This is a genomic window from Geodermatophilus sp. SYSU D01106, from assembly GCF_054049995.1.
The window spans coordinates 64,520-78,579 of the sequence record NZ_JBJGYM010000009.1 but is presented as its reverse complement, the minus strand read 5'-3'; the positions used below and the strand labels follow the sequence as shown (position 1 = coordinate 78,579).

Here is a 14,060-nt window from a genome sequence, read left to right as displayed (position 1 = left end):
CAATCACCACCGGAGACATTGGGGTCCTTGGACTCAATTCCTGCCTTCTGCCGTCGATAGCGTCGGCGCCGATCGACCGGTACGGACCGGTCCCCTGGCACGTGAGGCAGGAACCGTGGACGACGCCCGCCGCAGCGGACACCCGCAACCACTCCCCCGTGGGGAGATCCGCGCTCTCACCGGCCTGCGCATCGTGGCCGCCCTGTGGGTCGTCCTACTGCACTTCGACCGCTTCACCGGCCCGTACCTGGACCAGGTGCCGGCGTTCCGGTCCGTCGTCAACGCGGGGGCCATCGGCGTCGAGCTGTTCTTCGTGCTCAGCGGGTTCCTGATCTGCCTCGCGTACGTGGACAAGCTCGGCACGCGCCCCGCCCCGGGGGCCGCGGCGCGCTTCGTGTGGAACCGGGTCGCGCGGATCTGGCCGGCCTGGGCGGTCGTCACCTTGGCGATGGGGGCCTGGGTGTGGGGCCTGCGCCGGTTCGGCTGGGACGCCGACCTCGTCGTCCCGCATCCGCCGGCCGACCTCGGCCACCTGGCCGAGCAGCTCACCATGACGCAGATGTGGGGTGCCCCGGGGTTCCTCGGGGCGAGCTACGTCCTGCCCGGCTGGTCCATCTCGGCGGAGTGGGCCGCCTACCTCGCGTTCCCGCTGCTCGCCCTCCTGGTCCGTCCGTTGCGGCGCCTGCACCCGGCCGTCCTCATGGCGCTCTCGGTGCTCGCCATGGCTCCGCTGAGCGTGGAGTCCTTCCTGCACGGCACCCCGGACGGGGCCACGCCGTGGAGCCTGCGCATCGCCTGCGGGTTCACCGCCGGCGTGCTGGCCGCGCTCGCCGTCCGGGGCATGTCGCGGACGCGCGTCGTCGAGGCCGGCGCCCGTGCGGCATCGATCCTGGCCCTCGTGGGGATCGTCCTGATCGCCCTGTGGGCGAGCTGGCGCCGGGCCGGCGACCCGATGGTCAACTACTGCGCCACCGCCGTCTGGCTGTTCCCGGTGCTCATCGCCTCCCTGTCGCTCACCGACCGCGGCCCCGCGCGCCTGCTGGCGTCGGCCCCGATGGTCTACGGCGGGCGCATCTCCTACTGCGTCTACCTCGTGCACTACGTCGTCCTGGACGTCGCGCTGACCGTGGCCTGGCAGGCGCCGGAGGGCCGGTGGGTCCTCAGCCCCGGCCTCGCGCTGGCGATGCCCGCGCTGGTCCTGCTGAGCGTCGCGCTCGCGGCGGTGCTCTACCACCTCGTCGAGGAGCCGGGTCGGCGGCTGCTGATGCGTGCGGTCCCGCAGCGCCGTGCCGCGGCCACGCCCGCCGCGTCCCCGGCCCCGGACGGCCCGGCCATGGCCCGGCCGCCGGCCACGGTCCTGACTCCGACAGGCCGTCCGGCCACCCACCCGGGCCTGCGTGCCGCGGTCCTGCGGCGGGAAGCGGACCCGGAGCCCGGCGCGGGCACCGAGCGGCTGCATCCGGTGGTGGTGCCGGCCGGCTGGTCCGGTCCGCCCGCCCCGGCAGGCGCGGACCGGATGCCGGCGCCGCGACCCCGCGCCGCGGGCGCCTGACCGGCCCTACCGGGGACGCCGGGCCGGGTCTCAGCCGGCCGGCGGTCCCCAGGCGACGGCGTTGACCAGCACGCCCTCCTCGGCGGGCACCTGGCGCGGGTCGAGCCCGTCGGGGTCGGTGACCCAGAGCTGGTCCCCGGGCGGCGCGGCGTCGCCGGCCCGGTTGCTCTTGTAGGCGAGCGCGTCGCCCCGCGGTGACCAGACGGGGTCCTGGTCGAACGAGCCCGACGTGACGAATCGCGGGCCGGACCCGTCGGCACCCATGGTGACGATGCCGCGCTGCCCGCCGACGATCTCCCGCCGGAACGCCAGCGTGCGCCCGTCGGGGGAGAAGGAGGGGTCGGCGTCGCTGCCGTCCTCCTCGTCGGTCAGCGGCTCGGGGTCCCCGCCGGCCGCGGGGACGGCGAACAGCGAGCCGCCGTCGCGCTCCGGGTCCTGCCCGGCCCAGTAGACGACGGTCGTGCCGTCGGGGGAGAACGCCGGGTCGCCGAGCGCGGGCGCGGTGGCCAGCGCGGGGCCGACCGCGCCGTCGAGCGTGACGAGGTGCAGCGAGACGCCGTCGCCGCCGGCGCACGTCAGGGCCAGCCGCGTCGGGTCGGCGGGGTCCCACGCCGGCCGGCCGGGGTCGGCGCAGCCCTCCAGCGGCGCCGTGAACAGCGGCCGGTCCCCGCTGCCGTCGGCGCCGACGGCGCGCAGCTCCCCGCCGGCCTCGGTGACGTTGCCGTAGACCACGGTGCGCCGGTCGGGGGAGACGACGGCGCCGACGTCGGCCCCCGCCGCGGTGGTGAGCGGGACCGTCGTGCCGGTGGCGGTGTCGACGGCCAGCAGGTCCACCTCGCCGTCGAGCTCCCGGGAGACGAGCACGGCCCCGTCGGGCAGGGGCGCGGACCGGGGCAGGGCGGCCAGCGCGGCGACGGGGCCGTCGGTGCCCCCCGCCGTCGTCCCGTCCGTCGTCCCGTCCGTCGTCCCGTCCGAGGTGCCCGCCGCCCCGGTCGTCGTGTCGGGAGACGCGGCGCCGTCGCCGCCCGCCGGGTCGTCGCGCCCGAGGAGCCACACCGTGCCACCGGCCCCGGCGAACACGAGGGCGGCCACCCCCGCGACGGCCCACCGGGCGGCCCGCCCGCGCGCGGGGAGCCGGGCGGCCGGCGTCGGTCTCGGTGCCGGGACCGGCGTCGGGACCGGCGGGGCGTGCTCCGGCGGCCGGACGGCCGGGGTCGTGACGGTGGTCGGCGCGGCCGGGCGGGGCCGGGACGGGGGCGGCGGCGGAGGGGCGGGGCGCACGCGGGGCCGGGTGGCGGCGACCGTCGCGGCCAGCTCCTCGAACTCCGGCGGGCGGCGCGCGTCGGCGAGGTCGGCGGTCACCCGCCGGGTCGTCGTCGCGGTGGCGATCTCGACGGTCACCGGGCGGGCCGGACCCCGGGGGAGGGCCGTCGCGGTCCGCGGCTCGGGCAGGTCCCCGGGCAGCACGGGCGGCAGGTCGAAGAAGCGGGTGCGCCGGAGCAGCCCGGACAGGTGCTCGGTCTCGGCCGCGGACAGGTCGGCGGTGGACACGGCCTGCCCCGACGGGAGCGTGAGCCGGTAGGGCGGCGACGGGGCCGGCGGGAGGTCGGCCAGCGCGGCGGAGGCGGCTGCCGCGAGCGCCCGGCAGGTGGGGAACCGCCCGGCGGGGTCCTTGGCCATCGCCCGGGCGACGACGTCGTCGAGGCCCGGGGGCAGCCAGGGTGCGAGCGCGGTCGGCCGGGGCGGCGGCGCGGTGAGGTGGCCGTGCAGCGAGGCCAGGACCGAGGCGCCGGGGAAGGGCACCTGCCCGGTCAGCAGACGGTGCAGCAGGCAGCCGAGCGAGTAGACGTCGGAGCGCGCGTCCAGCGGCCGGGACTCGATCTGCTCGGGCGAGGCGTACTCGAACGTCGCCAGCACCATCCCGGTGCGGGTGAGCGCGGTCCCGCCGTCGAGGGCCTTGGCGATGCCGAAGTCGGTGAGGAACACCTGCTCGGGCTCGCCCTCCTCGCCCGGCGCGAGCAGCACGTTGGCCGGTTTCACGTCGCGGTGCAGCAGGCCGGCGCGGTGCGCGGCGTCGAGGGCCGCCGCCACCTCGCCGACGATCCGCACCGCGCGGCCGGCGGGCAGCAGCCCGCCCGCGGCGGCCAGGGCGCCCTCGGCGTCGGTGCCCTCGACGTAGCGCATGGTCAGCCACAGCCGCCCGTCGGCCTCGCCGCGGTCGAGCACGGGGACGACGTTGCGGTGCGAGAGGCGGGCCACCAGGTCGGCCTCGCGCCGGAACCGGGCGGCGAAGTGCGGGTCGGCGGAGTGCTCGGGGCGCAGCACCTTCAGCGCGTCGTGCCGGGGCAGCCGGGGGTGGCGGGCCAGGTGGACCTCGCCCATGCCGCCGGCGCCGAGCGTGCGGACGACGGTGTAGCCGGCGAACACGTCCCCGGGCGCGAGCGGCACGCCGCGCAGCCTCCCGCACGCGGCGGAGGGCGGGAAGGCGTCGGGACGCGGCGGTGTGTGACCGATCGGTCACGGCGAGCCTGGCCGGTTCTGTCGGTACCCCGACCTACCTTCCGCACCCATGCGCCTCCTGCACACCTCCGACTGGCACATCGGCCGGTCGCTGCACGGTGCCGACCTGCTCGCCGAGCAGGAGGCGGTGCTCTCCGGCCTGGCCGAGGTCGTGGCCGCCGAGCGGGTCGACGCCGTGCTGGTGGCCGGCGACGTCTACGACCGGGCGGTGCCCTCGGCCGACGCGACGGCGGTGCTCGACCGGGTGCTCACCCGGCTGCGCGCGGCCGGCGCCACGGTGGTGCTCACCCCCGGCAACCACGACTCCGCCCGCCGGCTGAACTTCGCCGCGGGCCTGCTCGCCGTCTCCGGCGTGCACGTGCGCGCCACCGTCGCGGGGCTCGACGAGCCGGTGCTGCTGTCCGACGCGCACGGCGACGTCGCGCTGTACGGGCTGCCGTACCTGGAGCCGGAGATCGCGCGGCACGAGCTGGGGCTGCTGGACGCGCGGAGTCACGAGGCGGTGCTGCGGGCGGCGATGGACCGGGTGCGCGCCGACCTGTTCCTGCGCCCGGGCACCCGCTCGGTGGTGCTGGCGCACGCCTTCGTCGGCGGCGGCCTGGCCAGCGAGAGCGAGCGCGACATCTGCGTGGGCGGCGTCGACATCGTCCCCGCGTCGGTCTTCGACGGCGTCGACTACGTGGCACTGGGCCACCTGCACCGGCCGCAGTCGCTGAGCGACCGGCTGCGCTACAGCGGCTCGCCCCTGCCGTACTCCTTCGGCGAGGCGGGCCAGGACAAGCAGGCGTGGCTGGTCGACCTCGACGGCGGCGGGCTGGCCGGCGTGCGCGAGGTCCCGCTGCCCCTGCCGCGCGCGCTCACCGTGCTCACCGGCACCCTGGAGGAGCTGCTGGCCGATCCCGCGCACGCTCATGTCCAGGAGGCGTTCGTGTCCGCCCGGCTCACCGACGACGTCCGGCCCTCCGACCCGATGCGCCGGCTGCGCACCCGCTTCCCACACTGCGTGCACCTGGAGTGGTCCGGCGGCGGCACCTCCGACGGGCGCAGCTACCAGGAGCGGCTGCGCGGCCGCGGCGACCTCGACGTCGCCGGGGAGTTCGTCGCCCACGTGCGCGGCGGGGTGGGGGCCAGCGCGCCCGAGCGCGACCTGCTGGGGCGGGCGCTCGGCGCGGCCGCCCGCGAGGAGCTGTCCCGGTGAGGCTGCACACCCTGACGCTCACCGCCTTCGGGCCCTTCGCGGGCACCGAGACCGTCGACGTCGACGACGTCGCCCGCGACGGGCTGTTCCTGCTCTGGGGCCCCACCGGCGCCGGCAAGACCACCCTGCTCGACGCCGTCGTGTTCGCCCTCTACGGCGTCGTGCCCGGGGCCCGCGGCGAGGCGCGGCGGCTGCGCAGCGACCACGCCGACGCCGCCACCCGTACCGAGGTCGGCTGCGAGCTGACCCTCGCCGGCGAGCGGCTGCTGGTCACCCGCCGGCCGGAGCAGACCCGGCCGAAGAAGCGCGGCGCCGGCGAGACCACCGAGCAGGCCAAGCTCACCGTGCAGCGCTGGGCCGGCGGCACCTGGGAGCCGGTGAGCACCCGCATCGACGAGGGCTCGGAGTACCTGCGGGTGCGGCTGGGCCTGTCGGCCGAGCAGTTCTGCCAGGTCGTGCTGCTGCCCCAGGGGGACTTCGCCCGCTTCCTGCGCGCCGAGCCCGAGGACCGCGCCAAGCTGCTGCGCACGCTGTTCGACGTCGACCGGTTCGCCCGCGCCGAGGAGTGGCTGGCCGGCGAGCGGCGAGCCGCCGAGGAGGCGCTGCGGTCCGACCGGCACCGGGTGAGCACGCTGCTGCACCGGGTCGCGCAGATCGCCGACGTCGAGGTGCCCGAGGAGCTCGCGCCCGAGCTGGTCGGCGCGCGGCCGGGCGCCTCGGTCGGCGCGTGGGTGCGCAGCGTGCGGGCCGGCGCGGCGCAGCGGCTCACCGCCGCCGAGGCCGGCGCCGCGGCCGCCGCGGAGGAGAGCGCCCGGGTCGACGCCGAGCTCGCCGCCGCCCGCGCGCTGGCCGACCGGCACGCCCGCCGCGCCCGCGCCCGCGCCCGGCTGGAGGAGCTCACCGCCCGCGAGCCGGAGCTGGCGCCGCTGCGCGCCCGCGCCGATGGCGGGCGCCGCGCCGAGGTGCTGCGCGACGCGCTCGAGGCCGCCGGCCGCGCCGCCCTCGCCGCCGAGCGAGCCACCGCCGCCCGCGCGGCCGCCGACCGCGCGTGGGCCGCCGTGGCCGACGGCCGCCCCGCCGACGCCACCACCGCGCGGGAACTGCGCGACGCCGCCGCGCACGCCCGCGCCCTGCTGCCCGACGCGGCCCGCGCCCGTGAGCTCGCCGCCGAGGCCGCCCGGCTGGCCGGGGAGGTCACCCGGCTGACCGCCGCCTGCACCGACGGCGCGCGCGCCGTCGAGGAGGAGCCGGCCCGGGTGGCGGCAGCGCAGGCCCGCCTCGACGCCGCGGCGGCCGCCGCGGCCCGGCTGCCCGGTCTGGTCGCCGCCGAGGAGGCCGCCCGCACGGCGCTCGACGCCGCCACCCGCGCCGAGGCGCTCACCGGCCGGCTGGCCGCCGCCCGCGCCGGGGCCGAGGCCGCCCGGGTCGCCTGGGTCGACGCCCGCGAGCGCCTCGTCGAGGTGCGCACCGCCCGGCTCGACGGGATGGCCGCCGAGCTCGCCGCCGGGCTCACCGACGGCGCCGACTGCCCGGTCTGCGGCGCCACGGAGCACCCGCGCCCGGCCGCGGCGGCCGGTGCCCGGGTCACCGCCGACGACGAGGAGCGCGCCCGCGCGGCCGTCGACGCCGCCGACGAGCGGCGCACCGCCGCGGGCCGGGTCGTCGAGGAGCGGGAGCGGGAGCTCGCGGTGCTGCGCGCCCGCGCCGGCGAGGTGCCTCCCGCCGAGCTGGCCGACCGGGCCGCGGCCGCGCGGGCCGAGCGCGACGAGGTGGCCGCCCTCGCCCGCGGGGCCGACGCCGCCCGCGCCGCCCTGGCCGCGGCCGAGCGGCGCCGCGACGCCACCGCCGCCGCGCTGGCTGCCGACCGGGAGGCGCTGCAGCGGCGCACCGCCGAGCAGGCCGCCGCCGGGCAGGGCGCCGCCGAGGCCGCGGCCCGCGTCGACGCCGCCCGCGGCGAGGACCCGGACCTGCGCACCCGCACCACCCGGCTGACCGCCGCGGCCGAGCGCTGCGAGGCGGCCGTGGCCGCGGCCGCCGAGGAGGTCCGCGCCGCCGAGTCCGCCGCCGCCGCGCAGGCCACGGCCGAGGAGCGGTCGGCCGCGGCCGGCTTCGCCGACGTCCTCGACGCCGCCGCCGCGCTGCTGCCCCCGGGCGACCTGGCCGCCCTCGACGCGCGGCTGCGGGCGCACGACGAGGCCCGGTCGGTCGCCGCGGCCACGCTGGCCGACCCCGACCTCGCCGACCTCGGCGAGCGGCCCGACGTCGGCGCGCTGCAGGAGCGCTGCGCCGCGCTGACCGCCCGCCGCGAGGACGCCGTCACCGCCCTCGACCAGGCCCGCCGGTGCGCCGGGGCGCTCGACGGGCTGGCCGGCGACGTCGTGGCCGCGGAGGAGGAGCTCGCCGACCGCACCGCGCGCGCCGGGCAGGTCGCGGCACTGGCCGACCTCGTGGGCGGGCGCGGCGCCAACACGCTGCGGATGCGGCTGCAGTCCTTCGTGCTCGCCGCGCGGCTGGAGCAGGTGGCGGAGGTGGCCAGCCGGCGGCTGCAGGAGATGTCGCGCGGGCGCTACACGTTCCTGCACAGCGACGCGCTGGGCCGCCACGGCGCCCGCGGCGGCCTGGGCCTCGACGTGCTCGACGAGTACACCGGCACCCGGCGGCCCACCAAGACGCTGTCGGGCGGCGAGAGCTTCATGGCCTCGCTCGCGCTGGCCCTCGGGCTGGCCGACGTCGTCACCGCGGAGGCCGGCGGCGTGCAGATGGACACGCTGTTCGTCGACGAGGGCTTCGGCACGCTCGACGCGCACGCCCTCGACGCGGTGATGACCGTGCTCGACGAGCTGCGCCGCGGCGGGCGCACGGTCGGGGTGATCAGCCACCTGGAGGAGCTGCGCACCCGCGTGCCCACCCGGCTGGAGGTCGTGGCCGGCCGGTCGGGGTCGCGCCTGGCGGGGTGAACCCCGGCGGGGGAGGTCAGGCGCCGCTGCGGGCCGGCTCCGCGCCGCCCACCCGCCGCCCGACGGCGGCAGCGCCGACGGCCGGGACCGCCGCGCGCGGGTCGGCCGGGCGCGGAGAGGCGGGGGACACCGCGGGAGGCGACGCCGCGGAGGGCGACGCCGTGGAGGGAGACCCCGCGCCGGGCGGCTCGGCCACGGCGCGGAAGACCCACCGCCGGTAGGCGAACCAGCGGATCACCGTGCCCAGCCCGATCGAGGCGACGTTGGCCGCCTGCAGCACCAGCGCGTGCTCCTGGCCCAGCGGGTGCCGCACGAAGGCCACCAGCGCCAGGCCGATGAGCAGCGTGAGCCCGTTGACCAGCACGAAGACGACGTACTCGCGCCGGTAGCCCGAGCGCTCGCGGTGCGCGAACGACCAGAACCGGTGCCCGAGGTAGGCCGCGGTCGTGGACACGACCGTCGCCACGAGCTTCGCCGTCACCGCGCCGCTGCCCGAGGTGTAGAGCAGCTGGAACAGGCCGACGTCGAGCACGAAGCAGGCCGCGCCCACCGCGCCGAAGGCGCTCAGCTCCTTGAGCAGCAGGTGCCAGGTGCTGCCGACGCGACGGCGGAGGGCGGGCAGCAGCGGCACGCCTGCCGACTGTACGGACCCGGGGGCCTCCTCCGGTGGCACCGACGCCGGACGGGCCGCTCGCTACGGTGGTCAACCGTGCCTGCCCCGACCGACCCGCGGACCGGTCTGCCCGTCGTCGCCATGGTGGGCGGGGGCCAGCTGGCCCGCATGACCCACCAGGCCGCCATCGCCCTCGGCCAGTCGCTGCGCGTGCTGTCCACCGGGCCCGACGAGTCGGCGGCGCTGGTCGCCGCCGACGTCCGGATCGGCGACCACCGCGACCTCGACGCCCTGCGCGCCGCGGCCGACGGCGCCACCGTGCTCACCTTCGACCACGAGCACGTGCCGACCGAGCACCTGCACTCCCTGGTCGCCGAGGGGGTGCGCGTCGCGCCCGGCCCGGACGCCCTGGTGCACGCGCAGGACAAGCTGGTGCTGCGCCGCGCCCTGGCCGCGGCCGGTGAGCCGCAGCCGCAGTGGGCCGAGGTGCAGACGCTGCAGGGCATCACCGACCTCGGCGAGGCGGTCGGCTGGCCGGTGGTCGTGAAGACCCCGCGCGGCGGCTACGACGGCCGGGGCGTGTTCGTCGTCGGCGCCGCGGAGGAGGCCGCCGAGCTGCTCGCCGCGCACGGCACCCTGCTCGTCGAGCAGCGGGTGGAGCTGGTCCGCGAGCTCGCGGTGCTGGTGGCCCGCTCGCCGTTCGGGCAGGGCGCCGTCTGGCCGGTCGTGGAGACCGTGCAGCGCGACGGCATCAACACCGAGGTGCTCGCGCCCGCGCCGGGCCTCGACGAGGAGACCGCCGGCGCCGCCCAGGAGCTCGCCGTGCGCATCGCCGACCGGGTCGGCGTCGTCGGCGTCATGGCCGTCGAGCTGTTCCAGACCCCCGGCGGTGTGCTGGTCAACGAGCTGGCCATGCGCCCGCACAACTCCGGGCACTGGACCATCGAGGGCGCCCGCACCAGCCAGTTCGAGCAGCACCTGCGCGCCGTCCTCGACTACCCGCTGGGGTCGACGGCGATGGCCGCGCCCGCCGTCGTCATGGCCAACGTGCTCGGCGGGCGCGCCTCGGAGGAGGGCTGGGACGGGCCGGGCCTCGACGAGCGCGTCCACCACCTCATGGCGCACTGGCCCGACGTGAAGCTGCACTGGTACGGCAAGGGTCAGCGCCCCGGCCGCAAGCTCGGCCACGTCACCGCGCTCGGCGAGGACCTCGAGCGGGTCCGCGCCCGCGCCGTCGCCGCCGCCCGCTACCTCGCCGACGGCGAGGTCGACCCGGCCTTCGCCTTCCCCGAGGAGCACTGAGATGACCGAGCCGCTCGTCGGGATCGTCATGGGCAGCGACTCCGACTGGCCCACCATGGAGCCGGCCGCCGTCGCGCTCGGGGAGTTCGGCGTCCCGTACGAGGTGCACGTCCTGTCGGCGCACCGCACGCCGCAGCGGATGCTCGACTACGCCACGTCGGCGGCCGGGCGCGGCCTGCGGGTGCTGGTCGCCGGTGCCGGGGGAGCGGCTCACCTGCCCGGCATGCTCGCCGCGGCCACGCCGCTGCCGGTGATCGGCGTGCCGCGACCGCTCGACCGGCTCGACGGCCTCGACAGCCTGCTCTCGATCGTCCAGATGCCCGCGGGCGTGCCGGTGGCCACCGTCTCCATCGGCGGCGGGCGCAACGCCGGCCTGCTCGCCGTGCGGGTGCTGGCGGCCGGCGACCCGGAGCTGCGGGCCGCCGTCGAGCGGTTCCAGGCCGACCTCGCCGACTCCGTCGTCGCCCGCGACGACGCGCTGCGGGCCCGCCTCGCCGCGGAGGGTGGGAGCAGCTCCCGGGGAACTGCTGGGACGTCCTAACATCTGGTCGTGAGCACGAGCGGGCTGTACCAGCTGACCGAGGAGCACGACGCGATCCGGGCCGCCGTCCGGGACATCGCCGAGCGGGAGATCGCGCCGTACGCGGCCGAGGTCGACGCGGACTCCCGCTACCCGATCGAGGCGCAGAAGGCGCTGACCGCGGCCGGGTTCCACGCCACGCACATCCCGGAGAGCTACGGCGGGGAGGGTGCCGACGCCGTCGCCACCTGCATCGTGATCGAGGAGGTCGCCCGGGTCGACGTCTCGGCGTCGCTGATCCCGGCGGTCAACAAGCTGGGCTCGATGCCGATCATCCTGTCGGCGTCGGAGGACCTGAAGCAGAGGGTGCTGCCGTCGATCGCCGCGGGCGACGCGATGATCAGCTACGGCCTGTCCGAGCGGGAGGCCGGCTCCGACGCCGCCGCGATGAGGACCCGGGCCCGCCGCGAGGGCGACACCTGGGTGCTCAACGGCACCAAGGCCTGGATCACCAACTCCGGCGTGTCGGAGTGGTACACGGTCATGGCCGTCACCGACCCGGAGAAGCGGGCCAACGGCATCTCCGCCTTCGTCGTGCACCGCGACGACCCGGGCTTCGCCGTGGGCCCGAAGGAGCGGAAGATGGGCATCAAGGGCTCGCCCACCTGCGAGCTCTACTTCACCGACTGCACCATCCCGGCCGACCGGATCATCGGCGCGGAGGGCACCGGCTTCAAGACCGCGCTGCGGACGCTGGACTTCACCCGCCCGACCATCGGCGCGCAGGCGGTCGGCATCGCGCAGGGCGCGCTGGACGCCGCGGTCGACTACACCCGCGAGCGCACGCAGTTCGGCAAGGCGGTCTCGGACTTCCAGGGCGTGCAGTTCATGCTCGCCGACATGGCCATGCAGATCGAGGCCGCCCGGCACCTGGTCTACGTCGCCGCCGCGCGCGGGGAGGCCGCCCACGACGGCGGCAAGGTCGACCCCGACCTCGGCCGGCTGTGCGCCGCGGCCAAGGCGTTCGCCTCCGACGTCGCCATGAAGGTCACCACCGACGCCGTCCAGCTGTTCGGCGGCGCCGGCTACACGCAGGACTTCCCGGTCGAGCGCATGATGCGCGACGCCAAGATCACCCAGATCTACGAGGGCACCAACCAGATCCAGCGGATGGTCATCGCCCGCAGCCTCCTGCGCTAGGCCGGCGCCTCCCGGGGCGACGGGCCGGTCGCCCCGGGAGGACGGTCACCGCCGCCGCTGCACGGCCACGAGGGACGCCGTCAGCACGGCGGTGGCCGCCAGGGCCAGGACGAGCGGGGAGCCGCCGGAGAGCAGGCGGTCGACCAGCTCGTCCTCCGAGTTCGAGGCGTTGGAGCTCGCGTGCAGGACCGCGACGGCGAGGACGCTGCCGCCCGTCCCGGTGAGCACGGCGCCGGCCAGCGCCCGGACGAGCACCCCGGCGCCGAGCAGGACCCCGACGCCGGCCAGCGCGGACCCCGCCGTGACGCCGTCGGTGAACTGCAGCGGGACGTGGATCCCGGCGAACGCGACCCCGGTGAGCAGCGCCGCCCGCCAGGGCCCCGAGCGCTGCTGCAGCCGGGTCTGCAGGAAGCCGGCCCAGACCGTCTCCTCCCACAGGTTCACCAGCAGGAGCGCACCGACGGCCGACAGCACCGCGCCGGCGAGGACCGCGCCGGCGTCGTCGAGGACCAGGACCCGGCCGGTGACCAGCCCGGCGGCCAGCGTGACGGCGGGCAGACCGAGGCCCACCGCGGCCCACCACCCCGCGCCGAACCGCCACCGCACGGTCCGCGCCAGCAGGGCGCGGACCCCGGCCCGGCCGTCGAGGACCGCGGTCACGCCGACCGCCGCCGGCAGCATCACCAGCAGCAGCGTGGCCAGGACGAACGGCTCGACCGGCAGCGCGCCACCGGGGAGCAGCCCGTGCGCGGTCAGCGCCGGCACCGACATCACCGGCCACCCCGCGCCGAACACGACCGCGGTGAACGCGGTGAGCGGCCGCCTGGCCACCCACCGCCGGACGGGTCCGGCGGCAGGCCCGGCAGCGGGCCCGGCCGGGACCGGTGCAGACGTCCGCGCGGTCACGACTCCTCCTGCCACGTGCCGCGGGCCGGGAGGGCGACGGCGTTGCCGGTGACGCGGACGCCGGCGTCCGGGTGAGCCGGCACGTCCACGGTCAGCCGGCTCGGCCGTCCCATGTCGGCGCCCTGCAGCACGGTCAGCCGGGCCGGCAGGGGGACGAGGCCCTGCTCGCGCAGGTACCCGCCGAACGCCGCGGCGGCCGCGCCGGTCGCCGGGTCCTCCACGACCCCGCCGGGCGGGAACGGGTTGCGGGCGTGGAACGTCGTCGCGTCCTCGCGCCACACGAGCGCCACGGTCGTCCAGTCGCGGCGCGCCATCAGCTCCCCGAGGGCGGCCGGGTCGTACTCGAGGTCGGCGAGCCGCTGCCGGGTGGCGGCGGCGAGGACCGGGTGCCAGGCGCCGGCGTAGGCCACGCGGGCCGGCAGGTCCGGGTCGAGGTCCGCCTCGGACCAGCCCAGGGCGGTGAGCAGGTCCCCGCGGTCGGCGGCGTCGAGGGGGACCGTCCGGGGCGGGACGCTGGTCAGCGTCGCCTGCCAGGCACCGTCGGTCCGGCTCGTCACGACCTCCACGGGGCCGGCCGGCGTCTCGTAGAGCAGGCGGCCGGGTCCGGAGCGCTCGGCGTGCGCCACCGCCGAGGCGATCGTGGCGTGCCCGCAGAAGCTGACCTCGGCCCGCGGGCTGAAGTAGCGGACGGCGAACCGCCCGTCGCCGCGCGGCACGAGGAACGCGGTCTCGGAGAACCCCACGTCGGCCGCGGTGGCGAGCATCTCGCCCGCGGTCATCCCGCCGGCGTCGAGCACCACGCCCGCGGGATTGCCGCCGCGCGGGTCGGCGCTGAACGCGGCGTAGCGCAGCACCTCGGGCGCCGGTGGCGCCGTCCGCTCGTGCACCGTCTCCTCGCGGACGTCGATCCAATACCCGGTGATGCGCCCGTCCCGGACGGTGTAGCCCGCGCGGCCGTGCTCGACGACCCGCCGTCCCCGGTCCGGGCCGGCGGCGACCGTCCCCGCCTGCCGCCAGGTGGCCTCCACCTCGGGGCCGGTGTCGACGACGCCGGTCACCTCGAAGTCCCACGGGCCGACCGCCCACAGCATCTCCCGCACGTGGTCGGCGTACTGCCCGGGCGTCCGCCGCACGACGGCACGGACGGCCCCGGGTGGTCCCTGGCGGGCCTCGACCCGCGGCGCGAGGTACCGGTCGGCCCGGTCGGGACGGGCACCGGAGCGGACGTCGTCGAGGAACCCCCGGACGACGTCGGCGGGCAGGGGGACGGACGGGCTGGGCACGGCGGACCT

General features: G+C 77.9%; 10 protein-coding genes. 6 read left to right on the top strand and 4 right to left on the bottom strand.

Annotated features, from left to right (window positions below):
- Positions 1–115: 115 nt before the first annotated feature.
- Complete coding sequence (locus ACI78R_RS11740) at positions 116–1,552, top strand: acyltransferase family protein (RefSeq protein ID WP_457040852.1); 1,437 nt, start codon at positions 116–118, stop codon at positions 1,550–1,552.
- Positions 1,553–1,582: 30 nt separating this feature from the next.
- Here the strand turns inward: ACI78R_RS11740 and ACI78R_RS11735 are convergent, their stop codons facing one another.
- On the bottom strand, positions 1,583–4,000 hold the full coding sequence (locus ACI78R_RS11735; RefSeq protein WP_457040851.1) for a protein kinase domain-containing protein: 2,418 nt from the start codon (positions 3,998–4,000) through the stop codon (positions 1,583–1,585).
- A 121-nt stretch (positions 4,001–4,121) separates the two neighbouring features.
- Here ACI78R_RS11735 and ACI78R_RS11730 point away from each other — a divergent pair, with 121 nt between their 5' ends.
- Together ACI78R_RS11730 and ACI78R_RS11725 are read left to right on the top strand one after the other, a co-directional pair.
- Complete coding sequence (locus ACI78R_RS11730; RefSeq protein ID WP_457040850.1) at positions 4,122–5,270, top strand: exonuclease SbcCD subunit D; 1,149 nt, start codon at positions 4,122–4,124, stop codon at positions 5,268–5,270.
- Positions 5,267–8,227, top strand: coding sequence for an AAA family ATPase (locus ACI78R_RS11725; protein WP_457040849.1), 2,961 nt, complete (start codon positions 5,267–5,269; stop codon positions 8,225–8,227). The genes ACI78R_RS11730 and ACI78R_RS11725 overlap by 4 nt, the downstream gene beginning before the upstream one ends.
- Before the next feature lie 16 nt (positions 8,228–8,243).
- On the opposite strand, the gene ACI78R_RS11720 is transcribed toward ACI78R_RS11725, so the two are convergent.
- Positions 8,244–8,858, bottom strand: a complete 615-nt coding sequence (locus ACI78R_RS11720; protein ID WP_457040848.1) for a GtrA family protein — start codon at positions 8,856–8,858, stop codon at positions 8,244–8,246.
- A gap of 78 nt (positions 8,859–8,936) precedes the next feature.
- On the opposite strand from ACI78R_RS11720, the gene ACI78R_RS11715 reads away from it, so the two are divergent.
- Genes ACI78R_RS11715 through ACI78R_RS11705 form a run of 3 tightly spaced genes read left to right on the top strand, consistent with a single transcriptional unit; the run spans position 8,937 to position 11,862 of the window.
- Positions 8,937–10,142 (top strand): 5-(carboxyamino)imidazole ribonucleotide synthase, encoded by a 1,206-nt coding sequence (locus tag ACI78R_RS11715; RefSeq protein ID WP_457040847.1) that lies wholly within the window; start codon positions 8,937–8,939, stop codon positions 10,140–10,142.
- A 1-nt stretch (position 10,143) separates the two neighbouring features.
- Positions 10,144–10,683, top strand: a complete 540-nt coding sequence (gene purE, locus ACI78R_RS11710) for a 5-(carboxyamino)imidazole ribonucleotide mutase (RefSeq protein WP_457040846.1) — start codon at positions 10,144–10,146, stop codon at positions 10,681–10,683.
- Between the two features lie 9 nt (positions 10,684–10,692).
- Entirely contained in the window at positions 10,693–11,862 is a 1,170-nt protein-coding gene (locus ACI78R_RS11705) for an acyl-CoA dehydrogenase family protein (RefSeq protein ID WP_457040845.1), read from the top strand.
- Between the two features lie 45 nt (positions 11,863–11,907).
- Here the strand turns inward: ACI78R_RS11705 and ACI78R_RS11700 are convergent, their stop codons facing one another.
- The gene (locus ACI78R_RS11700; protein WP_457040844.1) at positions 11,908–12,768 is read right to left on the bottom strand and encodes a CPBP family intramembrane glutamic endopeptidase; all 861 of its coding nucleotides are present in this window, start codon (positions 12,766–12,768) and stop codon (positions 11,908–11,910) included.
- Positions 12,765–14,051, bottom strand: a complete 1,287-nt coding sequence (locus ACI78R_RS11695) for a PhzF family phenazine biosynthesis isomerase (RefSeq protein WP_457040843.1) — start codon at positions 14,049–14,051, stop codon at positions 12,765–12,767. The genes ACI78R_RS11700 and ACI78R_RS11695 overlap by 4 nt, the downstream gene beginning before the upstream one ends.
- Positions 14,052–14,060 lie beyond the last annotated feature (9 nt).

Coding starts and splice junctions, on each gene's coding strand:
- ACI78R_RS11730 (WP_457040850.1), top strand. CDS start 4,122: ATGCGCCTCCTGCACACCTCCGACTGGCACATCGGCCGGTCGCTGCAC.
- purE (WP_457040846.1), top strand. CDS start 10,144: ATGACCGAGCCGCTCGTCGGGATCGTCATGGGCAGCGACTCCGACTGG.